19 protein-coding genes are annotated in these 18,738 nt (G+C 66.1%); 10 read left to right on the forward strand and 9 right to left on the reverse strand.

Annotated elements, in window-relative coordinates; translation table 11 throughout:
• Positions 1-35 precede the first annotated feature (35 nt).
• The gene (locus ABZ803_RS19470) at positions 36-971 is read right to left on the reverse strand and encodes a dihydrodipicolinate synthase family protein (protein WP_357039761.1); all 936 of its coding nucleotides are present in this window, start codon (positions 969-971) and stop codon (positions 36-38) included.
• A gap of 29 nt (positions 972-1,000) precedes the next feature.
• Positions 1,001-2,143: an SDR family oxidoreductase gene (locus ABZ803_RS19475; RefSeq protein ID WP_357039764.1), complete on the reverse strand. Its 1,143-nt coding sequence runs from the start codon at positions 2,141-2,143 to the stop codon at positions 1,001-1,003.
• Here ABZ803_RS19475 and ABZ803_RS19480 point away from each other — a divergent pair.
• The 4 genes from ABZ803_RS19480 to ABZ803_RS19495 all read left to right on the forward strand — a co-directional run bounded on the left by ABZ803_RS19480 (position 2,132) and on the right by ABZ803_RS19495 (position 8,006).
• Entirely contained in the window at positions 2,132-3,109 is a 978-nt protein-coding gene (locus ABZ803_RS19480; protein ID WP_357039767.1) for a zinc-binding dehydrogenase, read from the forward strand. The genes ABZ803_RS19475 and ABZ803_RS19480 overlap by 12 nt on opposite strands.
• A complete protein-coding gene (locus ABZ803_RS19485; protein WP_357039770.1) occupies positions 3,096-4,256 on the forward strand; it encodes a DUF3500 domain-containing protein in 1,161 nt (386 codons plus the stop codon). The genes ABZ803_RS19480 and ABZ803_RS19485 overlap by 14 nt, the downstream gene beginning before the upstream one ends.
• Positions 4,257-4,392: 136 nt before the next feature.
• Positions 4,393-5,736: an amidohydrolase family protein gene (locus tag ABZ803_RS19490; RefSeq protein ID WP_357039773.1), complete on the forward strand. Its 1,344-nt coding sequence runs from the start codon at positions 4,393-4,395 to the stop codon at positions 5,734-5,736.
• A 119-nt stretch (positions 5,737-5,855) separates the two neighbouring features.
• Entirely contained in the window at positions 5,856-8,006 is a 2,151-nt protein-coding gene (locus tag ABZ803_RS19495; RefSeq protein WP_357039776.1) for a bifunctional 3-(3-hydroxy-phenyl)propionate/3-hydroxycinnamic acid hydroxylase, read from the forward strand.
• A gap of 263 nt (positions 8,007-8,269) precedes the next feature.
• Here ABZ803_RS19495 and ABZ803_RS19500 read toward each other — a convergent pair whose 3' ends face one another.
• The 4 genes from ABZ803_RS19500 to ABZ803_RS19515 are packed head-to-tail and all read right to left on the reverse strand — an operon-like array spanning position 8,270 to position 11,817.
• The gene (locus ABZ803_RS19500) at positions 8,270-8,482 is read right to left on the reverse strand and encodes a hypothetical protein (protein ID WP_357039779.1); all 213 of its coding nucleotides are present in this window, start codon (positions 8,480-8,482) and stop codon (positions 8,270-8,272) included.
• 28 nt (positions 8,483-8,510) lie between these two features.
• Positions 8,511-10,073, reverse strand: coding sequence for an FAD-dependent oxidoreductase (locus ABZ803_RS19505; protein WP_357039782.1), 1,563 nt, complete (start codon positions 10,071-10,073; stop codon positions 8,511-8,513).
• Positions 10,070-10,966, reverse strand: a complete 897-nt coding sequence (locus ABZ803_RS19510) for an alpha/beta fold hydrolase (RefSeq protein ID WP_357039785.1) — start codon at positions 10,964-10,966, stop codon at positions 10,070-10,072. Before ABZ803_RS19510 ends, ABZ803_RS19505 begins: the two co-directional genes overlap by 4 nt.
• Positions 10,966-11,817, reverse strand: coding sequence for an alpha/beta hydrolase (locus tag ABZ803_RS19515; protein WP_357039788.1), 852 nt, complete (start codon positions 11,815-11,817; stop codon positions 10,966-10,968). Before ABZ803_RS19515 ends, ABZ803_RS19510 begins: the two co-directional genes overlap by 1 nt.
• Before the next feature lie 110 nt (positions 11,818-11,927).
• Here ABZ803_RS19515 and ABZ803_RS19520 point away from each other — a divergent pair, with 110 nt between their 5' ends.
• From ABZ803_RS19520 to ABZ803_RS19530, 3 genes are all read left to right on the forward strand, one after another.
• Entirely contained in the window at positions 11,928-12,635 is a 708-nt protein-coding gene (locus ABZ803_RS19520; protein WP_357039791.1) for a TetR/AcrR family transcriptional regulator C-terminal domain-containing protein, read from the forward strand.
• 107 nt (positions 12,636-12,742) lie between these two features.
• On the forward strand, positions 12,743-13,510 hold the full coding sequence (locus tag ABZ803_RS19525; RefSeq protein ID WP_357039794.1) for an SDR family oxidoreductase: 768 nt from the start codon (positions 12,743-12,745) through the stop codon (positions 13,508-13,510).
• Between the two features lie 81 nt (positions 13,511-13,591).
• The gene (locus ABZ803_RS19530; protein WP_357039797.1) at positions 13,592-14,329 is read left to right on the forward strand and encodes a TetR/AcrR family transcriptional regulator; all 738 of its coding nucleotides are present in this window, start codon (positions 13,592-13,594) and stop codon (positions 14,327-14,329) included.
• 61 nt (positions 14,330-14,390) lie between these two features.
• On the opposite strand, the gene ABZ803_RS19535 is transcribed toward ABZ803_RS19530, so the two are convergent.
• Positions 14,391-15,188: an AraC family transcriptional regulator gene (locus ABZ803_RS19535; RefSeq protein WP_357039800.1), complete on the reverse strand. Its 798-nt coding sequence runs from the start codon at positions 15,186-15,188 to the stop codon at positions 14,391-14,393.
• A gap of 115 nt (positions 15,189-15,303) precedes the next feature.
• Between ABZ803_RS19535 and ABZ803_RS19540 the strand changes: the two genes are divergently transcribed.
• Both ABZ803_RS19540 and ABZ803_RS19545 read left to right on the forward strand, forming a co-directional pair.
• Entirely contained in the window at positions 15,304-15,573 is a 270-nt protein-coding gene (locus ABZ803_RS19540; RefSeq protein WP_357039803.1) for a VOC family protein, read from the forward strand.
• A 13-nt stretch (positions 15,574-15,586) separates the two neighbouring features.
• A complete protein-coding gene (locus ABZ803_RS19545) occupies positions 15,587-16,030 on the forward strand; it encodes an SRPBCC family protein (RefSeq protein WP_357039805.1) in 444 nt (147 codons plus the stop codon).
• Between the two features lie 73 nt (positions 16,031-16,103).
• Here the strand turns inward: ABZ803_RS19545 and ABZ803_RS19550 are convergent, their stop codons facing one another.
• On the reverse strand, positions 16,104-17,072 hold the full coding sequence (locus tag ABZ803_RS19550) for a WYL domain-containing protein (protein WP_357039808.1): 969 nt from the start codon (positions 17,070-17,072) through the stop codon (positions 16,104-16,106).
• A gap of 61 nt (positions 17,073-17,133) precedes the next feature.
• On the opposite strand from ABZ803_RS19550, the gene ABZ803_RS19555 reads away from it, so the two are divergent.
• A complete protein-coding gene (locus ABZ803_RS19555) occupies positions 17,134-17,487 on the forward strand; it encodes a nuclear transport factor 2 family protein (RefSeq protein WP_357039811.1) in 354 nt (117 codons plus the stop codon).
• Positions 17,488-17,574: 87 nt separating this feature from the next.
• Here the strand turns inward: ABZ803_RS19555 and ABZ803_RS19560 are convergent, their stop codons facing one another.
• Positions 17,575-18,657 carry an MAB_1171c family putative transporter gene (locus tag ABZ803_RS19560; RefSeq protein WP_357039814.1) on the reverse strand — a complete coding sequence of 361 codons (1,083 nt, stop codon included), beginning with the start codon at positions 18,655-18,657 and terminating at the stop codon, positions 17,575-17,577.
• Positions 18,658-18,738 lie beyond the last annotated feature (81 nt).

Below are 18,738 nucleotides of genomic sequence, written 5' to 3' on the forward strand. Positions count from 1 at the left end.
CTGTCCGCCTCGGCCGCTGGCGTGGCGCGAGCGAGTCACTCGACCAGAATCGCTCGTCCGTCGCGGCGAGCGAGGCGGGCGAGCAGAGCGTCGATTTCCGACCGCGCCCGGCTCGACAGCAGGATTCGGGGTGTGCGCTGGGCATCGGAGGCGAGAAGTCCGCGCCGCTTCATGACGTACTTGCGCACCGCCAGGCCGACACCCGGCTGCTGTTCGTACCGCAGCAGCGGTAGATGCGTATCGAAGATGTCATGGCTTTCCTCGAAACGGCCGGCGGCGGCATGACCGACCACATCCACGAGCATTTCCGGAAAGCAATATCCGGTCATGGCGCCGTCTGCCCCGCGCTCGGTCTCGAAATCGAGGAACAGTCCGCCGTTTCCGCACAGGATCGAGATCCGGGGCATTTCACCCTCGGTTTCGAGGTGACGCAGTGCGCTGATCTTCTCCAGCCCCGGCCAGTCCTCATGCTTGAGCATGACGCAGCTGGGCACGGCGCGAGCGATACGGGCGATGACCGAGGCGCTCATGACGACCGAGAACGACAAGGGGTAGTCCTGCACGACAAGGGGCACCGAGTCACCGAGCGCGGCCGCGGCGCCCTGGTAGTAGCCCACGATCTGGTCGTCGGTGCGCAACGTATTGGGCGGTGCGACCATGACGCCTGCTGCTCCCGCTGACATGACATCGGCGGTGAGCGCGCGCATTGCCGCGTAGCCCGGAGCGGAGACTCCAACGATCACCGGAAGTCGAGTCCTGCGCAGGACTCGGCACACGATCTTCGTCGCCTCGTCGTGGGACAACTTGGGCGCTTCGCCCATCTGGCCGAGCAGGGTGATCCCGGTGACGCCGGCCGACTCGTAGAAATCGACGAGTCGGTGCAGTGAGTCGAAGTCCACCGCGCCTTCCTCGTCGAAAGGTGTTGGCGCGATGGCGAAGACGCCTCTCGCCGCACGGGTGAGCGGGGCCATGATCGGATCCTTGTCGTTGGGGTTCGGTATCAGAGACTGGGGATGAGCCCGCCGTCGACGCGCACCACCGAACCGGTGATGTACGACGCGGGGACGCTCGCCAGGAACGCGACCGTCGAGGCGTACTCACTCGGGTCGCCGTAGCGTCCGATCGGGATGGTGGCCACGCTCTCGGCCGTGACCGCTTCGACGGTTCGGCCCTCCGCCTCGGCCTTGATCCGGTCGAGACGCTCGACCCGGCCGGTGCCTATCCTTCCCGGCACGACGATGTTGCATGTGACGCCGTCCGAGGCGACCTCCCGCGCCAGCGTCTTGGACCAACCGAGCAGTGCGGCACGAAGACCGTTCGACAGGCCCAAGTTGGGAATGGGAGCGACGACTCCCGAGCTGGCGCTGGTGATGACGCGACCCCACCCTCGCGTCCGCATGCCCGGGACGAGTCTGTCGCTGACGGCGATCACCGACAGCACCATGGAACGGAAATGGTCGAGCCACACGGTGGAGGGCAGTCCGAGGACCGGTGCGGGCGATGGTCCGCCGGTGTTGTTCACCAAGATGTCGACCGGGCCGAGGGTCCGCTCGATCTCGGCGACCTTGTCCTCGATGACATCGAGGTCGGCGATATCCCAGGCCACCGGTATGGCGCGGCCACCGGCCGCGACGATCAGGTCGCTGCGCGCTGCGGCCGCTTCGAAATGGATATCGGCGACGGCCACCTCGGCCCCCTCGGCCGCCAGTTTCTCCGCGATGGCGCCTCCGAGGCCGCCGCCTCCGCCCAGAACCACTGCGGTTCGACCGGCAATCCCGAGATCCAAGGTTCCTCCTCGACCGAACGCCGGAAATTCCGGCATTTCCCTGATTTCCACACCGTAGATCACGCAGTCGAACGTGCCCAATACGAATAATCGACAGCCCCTATAAGGCAGGCCTATACATCGAGCACAGCGCGCGATCGACGGAAGCATTTCGCCCATCGGCGCAAAAGTCTGTTGGACAGACAACAATTCGCTCCCATAGCCTCGTTGCAAACCATTGGAAGCCAAATGAAAGGCGATGTGGTGTCCATTCCGGATACAATGCTCGCAGCCGTGATCGGCGAGCCGGGAATTATCGAGACCAAAACTCTGCCGGTGCCGCACCCCGGCCCGGACGACGTTCTCGTGCGAGTGCATCGAGCTTCGTTGTGCGGCACCGACCTCAAGATCCGCAGCCGTCGCTTCTTCCACGGAGCCGGTCCGGCGCCGGGCACATTCGTTCCCGGCCACGAGTACGCGGGTGTGGTTGCCGCGGTCGGCAGCGCCGTCGACGAGTTCTCGGTGGGCGATCGCGTTGTCACCGAGGCACATCGGGGCTGTATGCGATGCGTCAACTGCCTGTCCGGTTCCTATACGGACTGCTTGAACTACGGCAACTCGGCCAAGGGCCATCGGGTGCTGGGAATGACCGTCAACGGCGGATTCGCCGAGTATGCCGTCAACCACGTCTCCACGCTGTATCGGCTACCCGACCACATCGACTTCGATTCGGCGGTGGTCCTGACCACCGTCGGTACCGTGATGCACGCGTTCGATGTGCTCGGCTCGCTGCTGGTCGGCGCCGGCGTCGCGGTGATCGGCCCCGGCCCCATCGGGTTGCTGGCCGTGCAGGTCGCCCGCCAACTCGGAGCGGCGCCGGTGCTGCTCACCGGCACCCGTCCCGGACGGCTGGAAATCGGAAAGCGGTTCGGTGCCGATCACATCCTCAATGCCCGCGAGGAGGACGCCGTCGCCGCGGTTCGCGACATCACCGGCGGCCTCGGCGCCGATATCGTCGTGGAGTGTTCCGGTGCCGCAGGCGCGGTCGACGACGCGATCCACATGGCCAAGCGTGGCGGCAAGGTCGTCTTGGCGGGCTTCTTCGAACAGCCGGTGTCGGCCGACCTCAATCACGCTGTCATGAACGGGATTACGATCCATACCGTCCGCGGCGAAGGGTCGCGGTCGGTCGCCAGGGCGCTGGCGCTGGCATCCCAGGGGCGCCTACACACGAGCGCCCTGGTAACACATCATTTCCCGCTGGAGAACATCGCCGAGGCATTCGACACCTACGCCGAACGACGAGACAACGCGATCAAAGTCATGCTCGATGTCGCCGGATGAAGTCGCTGCCGTCTCCGTCCGTGAGCTGGTCGCCGCCGCGATGGTCGACAGAGCGGCAGCGTGGCTGGGGACCCTCACCCCGGAACAGCGCATTCAGGCGCAGTTCGACTCCCCGCTGAGTCCCGACGCGGAGGCCGAGCGGCTTCGATGGTTCTACACCCCGACCGACCACGGTGGACTCGCCCTTCGCGACCAGACCGCACGCCAGCAGGGTTCAGCGATGCAACTGGTCGCCTCAGGCCTGTCGGAGGCCGGATACGCCACGGTCGCAACGGTTATGGGCCTGGAGAATGTCCTCGATCGAGTCGAAGGATGGCACGTCCGCTGGGGACGGGAACGAGGTCGGGATCCCGGCCTCTACTGGCTCAGGTTGTTCGGCCGCCCGGGCGACTCCGTTTGGGGATGGCGCTTCGGCGGCCACCACATCTCGCTGAACAATCTGATCATCGGCGGGCGCATCGTCTCGACAACCCCGTGCTTCATCGGCGCCGATCCAGCCAGTGCCGCTTTGCTCGGTGGAACGCTACGGCCGCTGGGCGGACCGGAAGAGGCGGCGCGGCACCTGGCCCGATCACTGGACGCCGATCGATACCGAGCGGCACTGCTGCACGAGAGCGCCGTATCCGACATCGTATCCGGCAACCGGCCGACCATCGCGCACGGTGACGCGATGATGCACATGCAGGATTTGTGGCGTGGCACCTTCACCGATCCGGTGCTGCGGGATCTGGTCGACGATGTCGACCGGCGTGCCGAAGAAAACAGCGGTTACACCGAAGCCGACCACACGGCCATGGCCATCTCCCTTCCGCCCAAGGGCTTGGCGGCGCGCGACCTCGACCCGGCACAGCGCCACACCCTGCGGCAGTTGATCAGCCTGTACACCGGTCGTGCACCGAGTGCCCTCGCCGATGTTCACGCAGCGCACTACGAAGCCGACGACGTACTCGACGAGGTCTACTTCGGGTGGGCGGGCAGCCTGCGGGCCGGTGAACCGCATTACTACCGGATCCAAGGCCCGCAGCTGCTCATCGAGTACGACAACACCCAGCGCCACGCCAACCACGCACATTCCGTCTGGCGAGATCCGCGTTCGGATTTCGGCCTCGACAGCCTGGCCGAGCATCGCCGGCGCTCGGCGCATTGAGCAAGGCGGATCGATGAGCAGAGTTCCTCCAACGGTCCGGTCGTCCGCATGTTGACACCGAGCATAATAAAGGCAACACTGTTCCCATTATGATGGATGAGCTACGCAACCCAGCTGGGTCCGATTGGAGGCGGTCATGAATCCGGAGGGCCGCTTGCTGTTACGCGGCGGGATCGTCCTCACGATGGACGAGAACCTGGGTGATCACGAACGCGGCGATGTGCTCATCGAGGACGGCAGGATCGTCGAGGTCGGGCAGGATTTGCAGGCCGACGCCCAGGTGCTCGACTGCGCGGGCAAGATCGTCCTTCCCGGCTTCGTGAACTCCCATCACCACATGTTCCAGACCGCTTTGCGCTCCTACTGGGCCGATGCCCTCGACCTGGACTACTTCATGCAATCGCGGGCCGGAGCCGACGCGCTGTTCCACCAGTACACCCCCGAGGACGTCTACTGGGGGCAGTTCGGTGGGGCACTGGAGAACCTGGCCGCGGGAACCACGACCGTCGTCGATACATCGCAATGCTCCTATACCCCCGAACACACCGACGCCGCGCTCGAAGGAATCCGCCGATCCGGAATCCGATGCGTCTTCAGCTTCTCGCCCTCACTCGGCGATCACGAGCCGGACCCGTCGTACGCCCATCCGGAAGACATCCGTCGCCTCATCGAAACGACCGGTGAGGTGCACGACGGAACGCTCGTCCGCCTGGCACTGGGCTATCACGTCGATGAGGACTTGTTCCAGCTCGCGCGAGACCTCGGTTTGCCCATGTTCGCGCATGTCAACGACACCAGCTGGGGGCATGTACTCGAACAGTTCGAGAAGGAGGGACTGCTCGGCCCCTGGATCACCTACATCCACTGCCTCGGCCTCGAGGACACCGCGTGGCGAGCCATCCAACGGACCGGCGGCAAAGTATCGGTCTCCACCAGCGCGGAGCAATCGCTCGCCATGGGCCAACCAGCCTTGCAGTCAGCCCTCGACCATGGCATCCCCGCGAGTTTCGGCACGGACACGGTCGGCATCGCACCCGTCGATTTCTTCTCCCAGATGCGCGCGGCCTACTGCTGGCAGCGCAGCCGCATTCAAGCAGCAATGCGAAGCAACGCAGCCGAGGTCGAGCCGATCACAGTGCGAGACATACTCCGAATGGCAACACTCGGCGGCGCACAGGGGGCCCACCTCGACCATCTGATCGGGTCCCTCACGCCGGGCAAACGGGCGGACGTCATCGCATTGAATGCACGCACGCTCAATTCCGGACCGGTCAATCACGCACCGGGCACCGTCGTCCAGCACATGGACACCAGCAACGTCGACACCGTCATCGTGGACGGGCGAATCATCAAACACGAGGGCCGACTACTCGGCGTGGATATCGAACAAGTGCTGCAACAACTCGAACGTTCGGCCACCGGGCTCATCAGTCGCTCCCGAGCTACCGACATCCTCTTCACGGGTTGTCGACAGCAATAGCGACTTGTATCAGCAACGGCGTTGCCGATGCATCGAGCCCCCTGAATCAACCACCGATGGGCCTTCTGACCAATCCGGTCGACTTGTCTGCTGCGGTAACAATGCCTGAGGAGTACTGCATGTCCGACCGATTCGACGTTGCTGTGATCGGACTGGGTCCGGTCGGTGAGCTGGCGGCTCTTCTGCTTGCACGTACGGGACTGACGGTGTTGGCACTCGAGCGTGAAGGCGACGTGTATCCCAATCCGCGCGTCGGCGTCCTCGACGGAGAAGCATTGCGCACGCTGCAAAAGGCTGGGGTGTATGAGCGCGCCGTTTCCGACATGCTCCTCGGGGCGGGCGCCCAATGGGTGTCGGCTCGCGGCAAGGTTGTCGCGACGACGTTACCGACGGAGAAACTCCAGGGACATCCATGGCTATCGGCGATCTACCAGCCGTTGCTGGACAGGCATCTTCGGGCAGCGCTTGCGGAGTACCCGGACGTCGATATCCGACTCGGTCACACGCTCACCGGGCTGAACCAGGACAGCGAAGGCGTCGACCTGGAATTTCGTGATGCCAGCGGAGAAACCAGCCGCGCTCGTGCATGTTTCGTCGTAGGCTGCGACGGCGCTAATAGCGCCACCCGCGAAACGATCGGCGTCCAACTCGTCGGATCCGAATACACCGACACGTGGCTGATCATCGACGCGAAACTTCCGGAGCCGATCGCACATCACCCGTATTTCAAGATGACGCTCGACCCGGCGGCGCCGAGCCTCACGGGCCGCCTCGCTGCTGGCGGGCACCGCTGGGAACGCAAGATAATGCCTTGGGAGAACCAGGAAGAACTTCTGACACCCCAGGCCGCGCGACGGGTGATCGGTGCGGAAACGAACCCCGACACCGCAGAGATCCTGCGCCATCTCGTCTACGACTTCCGAGCCAAAAGCGCTGAGCACTGGCGGGCCGGACGAGTGTTGCTGTGCGGAGACGCCGCCCATCTGATGCCGCCGATGATCGGCCAGGGCTTGAACTCGGGAATCCGGGATGTCACGAACCTGACCTGGAAGATCGCGGCCGTGCTGAACGCGGGTGCGCCGCTGGATATCCTCGACTCCTACGAGGCCGAGCGCCGCCCGCACGCCGACACGATAACCGCGATGTCGGTTCGCATGGGCCGTCTGGTCACGATGCAATCGCGCCCGGCGGCGGCGATTCGCGACGCGGTGGCCGGAATGCTCCTGCGCGTTCCGGCACTTCGAGAACGCGCTCGCCAAGGCCGCTGGCGCCCATCGGCCCGGTACCGACGCGGCCTGCTGTTGGCACGACCATCGCTGCGCTCGCCGGTGGGCCGCTTGTTCCCCCAGCCCACGGTGCGGACGTTCAGCGGCGCGGAGCATCGACTCGAGGACATCTCGGGCTCCGGCTGGCGGATTGTCGGCTGGGAGGCCGATCCACGCGAAGCGCTCTCGCCACAGGGCCGGCGCATCGCCGAGGACGTTTTGAGCGCGACCTACGTAACGCTGACCGCGCCGGGAGGCCGTCCCGTCCATCGGGGCGCGCCGACCGAGATCCTCGAAGACCTCCATGAGCTGACCCGTCCATTCTTCAAGCGGCAGCCTTTCGTCGTACTCCGTCCCGACCACTATGTCTATGCGAACCCCGCGGCGACCGCACTCGACGACACCCTGGCGAAGTTGGCGCAGCGGGTATCGAACGCATCGGCATCGGGTCCTGGGCAGGCAGACACCGAGGCGGTCGAGCGAACCGGTGTCTGGAAACTCGATTCCGAAACCGCGAACTTCGGGTTCGCCGCCCGCGGGCTCTGGGGACTACTCCCGGTATCGGGCCGCTTCAGCCGAGCCAGCGGCTCGATCACCTGGAAAGAGGATGGAACGGGCACAGTGCTGCTGGAACTTCAGGCCGCTAGCATCGCGACCGGTCTCGCAATGCGAGACCGGCATCTGTGCGCACCCGAGTTCCTGGATGTACAGACCCACCCACTGATTTCGTTCCACGGCGACGCCGTCAGTCGCGGCTCCGCGCGACTCGGTGTGGTCGGCAAGCTGACCGTTCGCGACACTACGACCGAGCTGCACCTGGATGTCGAACTCGAACTGGACGGCCCCGGAGTCGTCGCCTCGACGACCGCGCGGATCGACTTGGCCCCCTATGGCTTCGCGCCTCCGCTCGACATGGTCCGCCCCAAGGTCACCCTCGAAATTCGGGGCCGACTCATCCCCGTCCACCCGGAAACCGAGAGTACCGACGTGCGTCCCCCCGCCTGACGTCGACCAGGTAGCCGACGTGACCGACCATGAGCAGGCGGCCTGCGGGCGGGAGAACCGAATTACTACCGGATTTGGCGCCCGGAACTGCTCATCGAGTACGACGACACCAGCCCCGTGCCACCACGCACACTCCGTTCTGGCGTAATCCGCGCTCGGATTTCGGGCTGGACAGTGTGGCCGAGCATCGCCGACGCTTGCATCGAACAACGCCGGTCGAACGGCTGCCCTGGTGTCACTTGGGCAGCCGTTCAACCGGCGTTTCAGAACATGGGCGCGGGATCCTGCCCGTTCGGCGGTGAGAACAGGCATTGGCAAGGCATCGCCGGATAGCTCTGGTCCACTCGATCATCGACAGCGACGGCCCGAGCCCAGCCCCCTTCGACCGCCTCCCGCGCGAACGTTACGGCCGCCTCGCGGGAGGCAACGAAATGCAATGGTGAACCGATACCGAAATCGACCATCAGATGCCACATCAGCGCATTCCCACGCTCGTGAACCCCCTCAGCAGCGCTGCCGATCGGATACGGCTGGGGTCATCGCGGCGGCCTGCGCCAGGGTTGCACGCGCCATGTCGGTGGTGGCGATGGAGCCGATGTAGCCGTCGGGACGGATCAACAGGAGTGCGGAATCGGCTACACCGTAGATCCGGGCGAAGGAATCGGTGATGTCGGCGAGCACGACATCGGCGTCCACCTGCTCTCCGCCATTGATGGCGACCTTTCTCAGTCCCGCACCCGCCGACGGCCACGTCAATGCGGCCAGTTCCGCCACGGCGGCGCGGCCGTAGCCGATCGCGGTGAAATGCGGTCCGGAGAAGAGGTCGAAGAGGCGCTGTGCTCCTCCGGCCGCTTTCAGCAGTTTCGCGTCCGGCGCCCGGTCGCCCACCCGCAGCGTTCCTGTTTGTTCGGCATCGGCCGTGACCAGCGGACCGCCGCGGTAATGCAGGCCGAGCTGGCGTTCGTCGTCGCCGCGTTTGATCGAAGACGGATCGAGTTTGGCCAGGCCCTCGTACTTCTTGGTCGACAAGCCCAGGACTCCGGCCGCGATCGGCTGCCGCTCGGCCTCGTAGGTGTCCAGCAGACTGTCCGGTGCGCCGGCGAGCACCTGGCCGAGTTTCCAGCCCAGGTTGTAGGCATCCTGCAAACCGGTATTGAGTCCTTGCGCACCCGCGGGGGGATGGACATGAGCGGCGTCACCGGCGATGAATACCCGTCCGGCCCGGTAGCGGTCCGCCAGGCGAATGTTGGGGCGAAATACCGATGTCCAGCCGATGCGCGACAAGCGGATGCGCTTGTTGCCGGTGTGCTTGCGGATACGAGCGTTCAGGCTGTCCTCGTCGAGGGCGGGCTCCTCACCGGGTTGCAGACGGATCATCACCTGGAAGACATCGGAGTGCGGCAGCGGGCACGCGCCGACGAACCGGCCGTCCGGACGCGGCCACACATGCCAGCGGTTCCGGGAAAGACCGTCCACCACGGCGTCGACGATGATCATCCGATCGGCTTCGTCCGTCGCGCCCTCGAAACCGATACCCGCCGTTTTCCGGACCGTGCTCGCGCCACCGTCGGCGCCGACAAGGTAGCGAGCGCCGATTTCTTCGGCACCGTCGGGACCGGCGACCGTCGCAACGACCGCATCCCGATGTTGCTCGAATCCGACGAGTTCATGTTCCGATTCGACGGTCACGCCCAGCCGTCGCAGTCCGGCGCGCAGCGCGGCATCGGTGCGGAATTGGGGAATCAACCACGTATTCGGATGCGGCACATCGGATGTCAGCTCGTTGCGGGAGATCATGTGCCACGGAATCGTCACCGGACCCGCGTGGATACCCAGCAGGGGGTACTCGGCGCCGCCTGCGCGGATATCGTCGAGGACGCCGAGATCCTCGAGCACTTCCAGGCTGCGCGGCTGGATTCCCTTGGCGCGCGAACCGTCGAAGGACTTCGCGGCTTTGTCGATGATCCGCACCGCCAGGCCGCGGCGGGTCAGATCGATCGCCAACGCGGTGCCGGTCGGTCCGGCGCCGACGACCAGGACGTCGGTCGGTTCGGTCTTGGTCTTCATCGTGACGACTCTTTCTTGGCAGCTTCGACAAACGCGGTGAACAGCAGACTCATCTGGGCCGGCTCCTCGTAGGGGACCATGTGCCCGCACGGCGAGATAATGTGCGACTCCACGGGCGCCAAGAACTGGCGCACCTCGTCGAAGCTCGTGATCGGGGTGACTTGATCTTCGTCGCCCCACAGCAACAACTTCGGAAACGGCAAGCGCCCGGTCTGCCGGTAGAGGTCCTGACGACCCCCCAGCGGGAAGGAGGCGATCGTTGCGGCCAAGGCGTAAACCGAGCCTTCGAACTGATAACACTCGCGCACCATCGCCGTGAGCGCCGCGGACTGCTGCGGATCCCGGACATTGTGGGACAGATGCCGATCGAGCATTTTGCTACCCAGCTTCTTCGCCAGAAAGGTGCCCAGTATCTCCCGGCGCAGCAAGGGGACGAAGGCGGGCGCGGGCTGCAGCCCGGCGGGGCCGGCCAAGGTAAAGGTGGCGATCCGTTCGGTGTACTGGTGAGCGAAAGCCATAGCCACCAACGCACCCATCGAAGCTCCGACGAGGTGGAAAGGTTCGGCCAGATCCAGCCGCTGGGTCAGATCCGCGATTTGCCGCACGAACAGGGCCTCGTCGTAGGCGGCCTCCACGCGATCGGAATAGCCGCGTCCGTAGGCGCTGAAGGTAACGGTACGGAATCCGCGCGTATGCAACTCGCCGGCGAGTTGGTCCCAGTAGAACAGCGGGGTGGTCAGACTGCCCGCGAACACGACGATCTCTCCGCCGTCGGGCCCGGCCATCTCGTAATGTGTGATCCCATCACGGCATTCGATGAAGTCACCGCGCAGCTCGGCACGTGTGGCCTGGTCCAAGTGGCGGGTTTCGCCGGGCACCACGAAGTACTTCATCACTTTCCCTCCGTCGGCGAGTTCGCCTCGGCGGTCAAGAAGGTCAGTACCGCCCCGGCCACCCAGCCCGGATCTTCGTCGGGGAGTAAGTGGCCGCCGCTGGGGTGAATCCGTTCGAGGCTGCCGGGTATATCGCGAGTGAAAAACTGTCCGTCGACGGACGCGCTGCGCAGCACCAGCGTCGGCGCGGTGATGGCGGGAAGCTCGGCGGTGCGGTCGATCTGTTCGGTGTTGGCGAAGTCGATGAACGCCTCTTGGTTGCCGGGCCGGCTCAGCATCGCGTGCACCCGGTCGACCATCGCGTCATCCACCACCGACTTGCGCGTTCCCACCGCCGAGCGCAGATTGCGTTCGGTGGCCGAGCGAGACGCCAAATTCCGTACCAACACGCGACCGATCGGGTTACGCGCCAGCCGCAGCGCCAACGGCAACGACTTACCCGGGTAGCCGGTGGCATTGATCAACACCAGCCGGTCCACCCGCTGCGGGTAATCCAGTGCGAAGTTCCAGGCGATATTGCCACCGAGGGAATTGCCGACCACCGAAGCTTTGGAGACTCCGATGGCGTCCGAGAAGGCGGCGACCGTCTCGGCAAAGGTTTGTATCCGGTAGTCCCGGTCGGCGCGCGGACCCGTGAGCCCGAAGCCGGGCAGGTCCGGGCGAATCACATCGAACGACGACGACAACGCGGCGGCCACCTGGTCGAAGCAGTGCAGCGAGGAGCCGCTGCCGTGCAGAAGCAACACCGACGGCCCCGTCCCTGCCCGCTTGTAGTGGAGGTTACGGCCCTCGACGATCGCGAAGCGCGAATCAGAGTCGATGTAGTCATCGGCGGCTGCTCGTCTACTCATAATGGTGACAGTGTTGCCGATATATGTGCACAGGTCAAGTGATAACGGCAACATCGTGACCACTATATGATGGTCATGTGTCCAACTTGCCGATGCGCAACAATGCGAGTGTGACCACTGCCGATTCAGACGCCGTCGAGACCCCGGCTCGCCGCTCCCCCGGCCGTCCGCGGGTCCCCTTCGAGCGGATCGTGACGACCGCACTGCGCATCATCGACGAGGAAGGCGCCGACGCGCTATCGATGCGAACGCTCGCGCAACGTCTCGAAACGGGCACCGCCGTGCTCTACCGAGCGGTCGCCAATCGTGCCGAACTGATCGCCCACGTGGTCGACTCGGTCCTCGGCGAGGTCGAAATCGACGACACACCCCCCGGCGACTGGCAGCGCGCGTGCGTCACCGCCGCGGAAGCCATCTTCGCGGTCCTGCACCGTCATCGTGGGATCGCGCCCCTGCTCATCGAGCAGGTGCCGATCGGACCCAATTCGCTCGTCCTGCGCGAGCGAGTCCTGGCCACACTGCTCGCCAACGGGTTTCCCCCGGAGTCCGCGGCACTCGTCTACGCCACCGTTGCCCGCTATGTCGTCGGGTTCGCCGCACAGCTCCAAGGCCACGACACCGAAGCCAACATCAACCCCGCGGCAATCACCACGCTTTATCGTCAGCTCGATCCGGCGCGATTCCCCGCCACGATCGCCGTCGCCGATTGCCTGCCGAGGCAAACTCTGGAAAGCGAATTCCGCTTCGGCCTGCAACTGCTCGTCGCGGGCCTCGTGCCGCTGCATGACGCCGTGGCAGGCGCGGCAGGCTCCGCCTGATTCGTTCGCCCCCCGGTGATGTACGACACATGCCTGCCCTGTTACGGCGATCGGGTCGCCGGCGTCTTGTGCTCGTCCGATACACGACGAGCAGCCAGGAGCCGACCATGAGCGGGCACACCACACACAGGAAAGTCGCGCTGATCACCGGGGCGAACAAAGGGATCGGCCGTGGGGCCGCCGAACAACTCGCGGCGCTGGGTACGACGGTCCTGCTCGGAGCCAGGGATCCGCTGCGTGGAGAGGAAGCCGCGGCGGCACTGCGCTCGGCAGGTGGCGACGCACACGCCATCGTCCTGGATGTCACCGACCCGGTCACCATCGAGGAGGCGGCGAAGCTGGTCGAGGAGCGTTTCGGACAACTCGACGTGCTGATCAACAACGCCGGAATCACCGGCTCCGGGCAGGTTTCGCCGCAGGACGCGCACGATCAGGTGCCCAGCACCGTCGACCTGCAGATGGTCCGTGCGGTGTTCGAGACCAACGTTTTCGGCGTGATCGCGGTGACCAACGCGATGCTGCCACTGCTGCGGCGGTCGCCGGCGCCGCGCATCGTGAACGTCAGCAGCCACGCCGCTTCACTCACCCTGATCAGCGACCCGAACGGCCCCTTCGCGGGTTTGCTGCCGTCGGCCGCCTACAACCCCTCCAAATCCGCGCTGGCCGCGCTGACCGTCAACTACGCCAACGAACTGCGCAAGGACGGATTCCTCGTGAATGCCGCCTGCCCCGGCTACGTCGACACCGACAGCAACAATCACACCGGGTTCCTCACGGTCGCGCAGGGCGCCGCGGTCCTGGTGCGCCTGGCCACGCTCGGCGCCGACGGACCGACCGCGGGCATGTTCAGCGAGGACGGCCCGGTGCCCTGGTGAAGGCGACGATCCGCTCCCCGCGGATAGCATGCACACTTAGGATGTGTCCGGTTCGGTCTCATCGGACAGGCTAGGGGTGTTGTGGGCGCACGAGCCGGCGGACAGCGGCGTCAACCCAATCAGGAGCGCGCGAAGGCGACCCGGGAGCACATACTCGATACCGCAGCACGATTGTTCGGTGAGCGCGGAATCTCGGCAACCTCGACCAACCGGATCGCGGCGGAGGCCGGGGTGAGCATCGGCACGGTCTACCGATACTTCGCCGCCCGTGATGTCATCGTCGACGCCCTGCTCGACCGCATGCTCGACCACGTGGAGCGCCGCTTCGCCGGTTGGGTCTGCGAGCTGTCGCAGCAACCGAGGCCCCACCTGCTGTCCTCGGCACCGCGGGTGATCACCGAGATGCTGCACCTGTTCGCCGCCGAACTGGTCGCCAACGCCACCCTGGTGCGCGCTCTGATCGGGGGCGTGCAGTTCTACAGCAGCGGTCTGCCCGAGTTCGAACCCCGCCTGAATCGGCTGGTCAACACATTGCTCGACCAGCTCCTCGGGCCCGGTGACGACGGCGCACACGATACGATGACGTTCGTACTGATCAACACCAGCTTCGCCGCGGTCCTGCGCGCCACCGCGACAGACGTCGACCCCGACCTGCGGCACCGGACTATCGCCATGACCGGGCGGATGATCGGCATCTGGATCCAGGCCGAAGCGACGAGCGTCATCGACACGTCCCGAACCGCGCACGCTGGACCATCGACCCCGCTGTCATCGAAACAGCGAAAGCCGCAACGAATCAGGACGCCACACGCTCGATAGCGTTCGCCGCCGGAACCTGTTCCTGTGAATCCGGCTGTCCACGATGATTTCGTAGCTGTGATCAATGGCTGCGTTCGGTGGGCGACTCGGTTTCGTCGAGTAGTCGGCGCAGGGCGGTCGGGGTATGGCCGAGGTGCTCGCGGACGGTGCGGGTCAGGTGCGCTTGGTCGGCGAAGCCGAGGTGTGCGGCCAGGTCGGCGAGACGGACTTCGCCGTCGGCGAGCCGGTCGATGACCTGACCGACGCGTACTCGGTTGCGGTAGCGGGTCAGAGAAAGGCCCATGTGCTGCGAGAACGATCGGCTCAGCCGGTACGGCGAGACCTTCAGCAGGTCGGCCAGCGAGCACAGCCCGGCGGCTTCCGGCGCGCCGTGGATGATCGCCTCGCGGGCCGCTGCGACCAGCACCCGGTCCGCGGGCCGCGGACGTGGGCGCGGCTGCCCGGCGGCGAGCGCGACGAGCCGGAGCAGTTCCTCGGTCAGTGCGTAGTCGATGTCGCCACCACGGGCGGCGGCGAGCAAGCGGCGGTGAGTCAGCTCGACACGGGCGTCGACGTACACCATTCTCGAATCGGCGAACCCCTCCCAGAGTTCGGGCGCGACCGTCACCACGGTGCAGACATCGCCACCGGCGGGATGCGCGAACCGTTCCTCTTCGCCCGGTGCGCCCAGGTAGCCGACGGTCGGGTCCAGATCGGCGTGATCCCCGTCGGCCTGTCGCCGAAACCGGCCGCGTCGCACGAGCACCAGACGATGGTCATCGCGCTCCTCCGGCGCCGACCAGCCGGTGTTATCGGCGTGACAGGCCACCGTGGTCACGGTGAACTTCCGTTCGGCGGCGAGTGTTCTGGCGGATAGCACTTGCGGACCGTACGCCCCGGGTACGACAGAAAATGTCCGCAAGGATCTTCAAGACCCGCGGGTCGTCCGGACCGGATGCTGGGTGGGCAAACCAACCGCAGGAGGAGACATCGACATGACCGTCCACACGGAACTCGCCGCCATCGACATCGACTGCGCTTCCCCGAAGGCGCCAGCGGAGTTCTACCGCAACGTCATCGGCTGGAAGATCACCCACGCCGACCACGATTCGGCCTACCTGGGCGAAGGCCCGATCCATGTGGAGAACGCCACCGGGAAACCGCTCGCCCTCGGCGCGAGCAAACCGGACTTCCAGCCGGGCGAGGGCCGATGGACCGTTCTGGCCGACCCCGAGGGACACCTGTTCTGGATCGCCGCGGCCTGACACGGAGGATCTCATGGCATCCGTTCACAAGGAATTCATCGTCGACGCCACGCCCGAGGAGGTCTGGAATGCACTGAGCGACTTCGGCGCCGTGCACGAACGCCTCGCACCGGGTTTCGTCACCGACACGCAACTGCACGCGGACACCCGCGCCGTCACCTTCGCCGACGGCTCCATCGTCTACGAACGCCTCGTGGATCTCGATCCGGTGAGCAGGCGCGTCGCCTACACCATCGTCGGCGGAAACCTTCACCCCTCCCATCACCATGCGTCGATGCAGGCTCTGCCCGAAAAGGACGGGCGGACACTGTTCGTCTGGCACACCGACGTCCTGCCCGACACTCTCGCCGAACCGATCACCGAATTCGTCGAACACGGATCGGCAGTCGTAGCCCGCACCCTGAAGGCATCGGGAACGCCACGGTCCGGCGATCCGGAGTCCGCACCAGAGGTCTGAAAACGCCCGGAGGCGGGCAGAGCCGGTGTTCGGCCGTTCAGGAGGACGCTCACGTTGTTCCGGTTCGGCCGGACTACTCTCCGTAGCAGGTGGCGATTGCGGCGGCGCGGTCGCGCAGGGAGGTGCGCAACCACTGCGGGGTGAGGGCTTCGGCGTCCGTGGCGAGCTGCCACAGTGCCCATTCGGCGTGCCTGCGATCTTGGAAGCTCACCTCGAGTCGCAGCCGGCCGTCCGCGTCGGCTTCTTCGGCGCGGACGGCGAGTGCGGTGCGCACCAGGTCTTCTCGCCGTGCCGGGTCCACCCGTACCAGCGCGGTCACTCGGTCGCCACCGGTCCGGAACTGCGTGCTGCGTTCCTGCCAGGCGCGGTCCAGATCGACTCGTTCCGGTCGCTGGGCCGGTTCGGGAAGTTCCTCGGCGGCCAGCACCCGCGACAGCCGGTAGGTGCGGTCCGCGCCGGACACGGTGGCCAGCAGGTAGCCCTGCTCGCGCACGGTGACCAGGCCGATCGGGTCCACTGTTCGCCACTTCGGGGTCTGGGCTGCCGCCGCGTAGTGGATACGCAGCTTGTGTCCGGCGAACACCGCGCGACGGATCTCGCTCACTACGGTGTCGGGTACCTCTTCGGGGACCAGCCGGCGTGCGAGGAGGTCGGTCTCCGGGTCGACGAGCAATCGCTGGGCCGCGCCGGTCGCGGTGGCCCGATAGCTATCGGGTAGCGCGTCGACCACCTTGCGCATGGCCGAGGCGAGCGCGGAGCCGAGGCCGAATGCCTGTGCGCCGCGCCGTGATCCGGCGACGAGCAGGGCGAGCGCCTCGTCGTGGTTCAGCCCGGTGAGTTCGGTCTGGAAACCGGGTAGCAATGCGAAACCGCCGTGCCGTCCGCGTTCGGCATAGACGGGAACGCCTGCCGCGGAGAGGGCTTCGATGTCGCGCAGCACGGTGCGGGTGGATACCTCCAGCTCGCGGGCGAGCGTGTCGGCGGTCAACCGACCGCGCTGACGCAGCAGCAACACCAGCGAGACCAATCGGTCGGCGCGCATCCGAAAAAACTACCGGAATACCCGACAGAAGATGTCGTGATTCACTGCGAGGCTGATCACCATGACAAACGAGAACGTAGCCACCGACCCCAACGATCTGGGCAGGTACTTCATCGAGCGCGCCAATGCGGGCGACGTCGAGGGGCTGGTGGCGTTGTATGAGCCGAACGCCGTGCTGGCGTTCCCCCCGGGCAACCTCGCGACCGGACATGCGGAGATCCGCAAGGTGTACGAACAATTCGTCGCGGCCGCGCCGGTGCTCTCGCCGGGGAGGCAACATCCAGCGCTGGTGAGCGGCGACCTGGCACTGACCGCGTCCACGCTGACCACCGGCGAGGTGACTGTCGAGATCGCCCGTCGCCAGCCGGACGGGTCGTGGTTGTGGGCCGTGGACCAGCCGGCGCTCGTGCCGTAGCGGTGCGGCGGTGGGCCGGCGTGACCGAGCCCACCGCGGCGCAGCGGTGTCGAGGCGGGTCCCGGTGGCCGGTCCACGTCACCGGCGTTACTGCGGCTTTGTCAGGCCGCGGACCTGTGGCCATGCCTCGGCGAGTGCGAGCAGCCGGCGCAACTCAGCGGTGAGATCCCGTGCCCCCGGACGGATTTGGTGGCGGGATGTCATCCGGTTCGCGTTCGGGGGGCGCCCGGCGGCTTTGGCGGCAATCGCCTCGGCGACGCGGCGGGCATAGATATGTGGGTCGGCGCCGGTGGCGGCAAGATCGTCGGGGCTGTCGCTGTAGCGCTTGAGATGCAGCAGGCTGTCGCGGATCTCGACCGTCATGCGGTGCAGACGGATAGCCGGGTCGGTTCGGCCGTCGCGGTCGCGCGCCTGCAGAACGATTTCGGGGACGGCTGCGGCGAGATCGGCCCACATCGGGTGCAGGCGGCGGCAGTATCGGCCGGTGCGGTCCCATCCGAGGCGGCTGAGCAGGGCGCTGATCAGCGGCACCGTGACCACGGCGGGAGCGCCGACCGCCGAGAGAAGGAAGCCGCTCCATGCTTTCCAGTGCATCTCCGGATCGAAGGACGGCCGGCCGGTCACGACATGGAAGACGGTCTCGATCGGGTAGACGACCGCCACGATCCCCATGCCCGCGGCGGTGCACAGGACCGCTGCGTACAGGGCGCGTTCCTGCCAGGTGCTGTCCCCCGCTGCGCGCATCTCGCGCAGGCTCACCCGTCCGACGAGCAGGGCCGTAGCGCCGAGCGGCAGGGAGAACGCGACCCAGACCACGACAGCCGGCCAGCCGAGGACTTGGTCGATCAACTGATCAGCGCGGCGGGCGGGCGCCCCCGCGATCAGGATGACGGCGGTGACGACGATCGAGAGCAGGTAATAACGCCGCTGCCTGCGCCACGTGCGGGCGGGGTCGGCGCCCGCCCACAATTCGGCGATGCCGTAGATATTCGAGACGGCCAACACGGTCGCTCCCAGCGAGAGCTGCCGGGCGAGGTTCACCACGTCACTGTCGCCGCCGGGCAGCAGCCAGACCAGTGCCTGTTCGAACCGTGCCTCCCGCAACAGGTGCTCGCAGATACCGGCGGCGAGCGCGCGGTTGACGAGCCGGTCGACGACGCTGTCTCCCAACAGCCACCACCGACCGGCCAGCACCGACGTGAGACATGTCAGGACAGGCCAGGTGATCCAAACCGGGATCGGGGAGGTCAT

The sequence above is a fragment of the Nocardia sp. NPDC047648 genome (genome assembly GCF_040642815.1).
GTDB lineage: Bacteria > Actinomycetota > Actinomycetes > Mycobacteriales > Mycobacteriaceae > Nocardia > Nocardia gamkensis.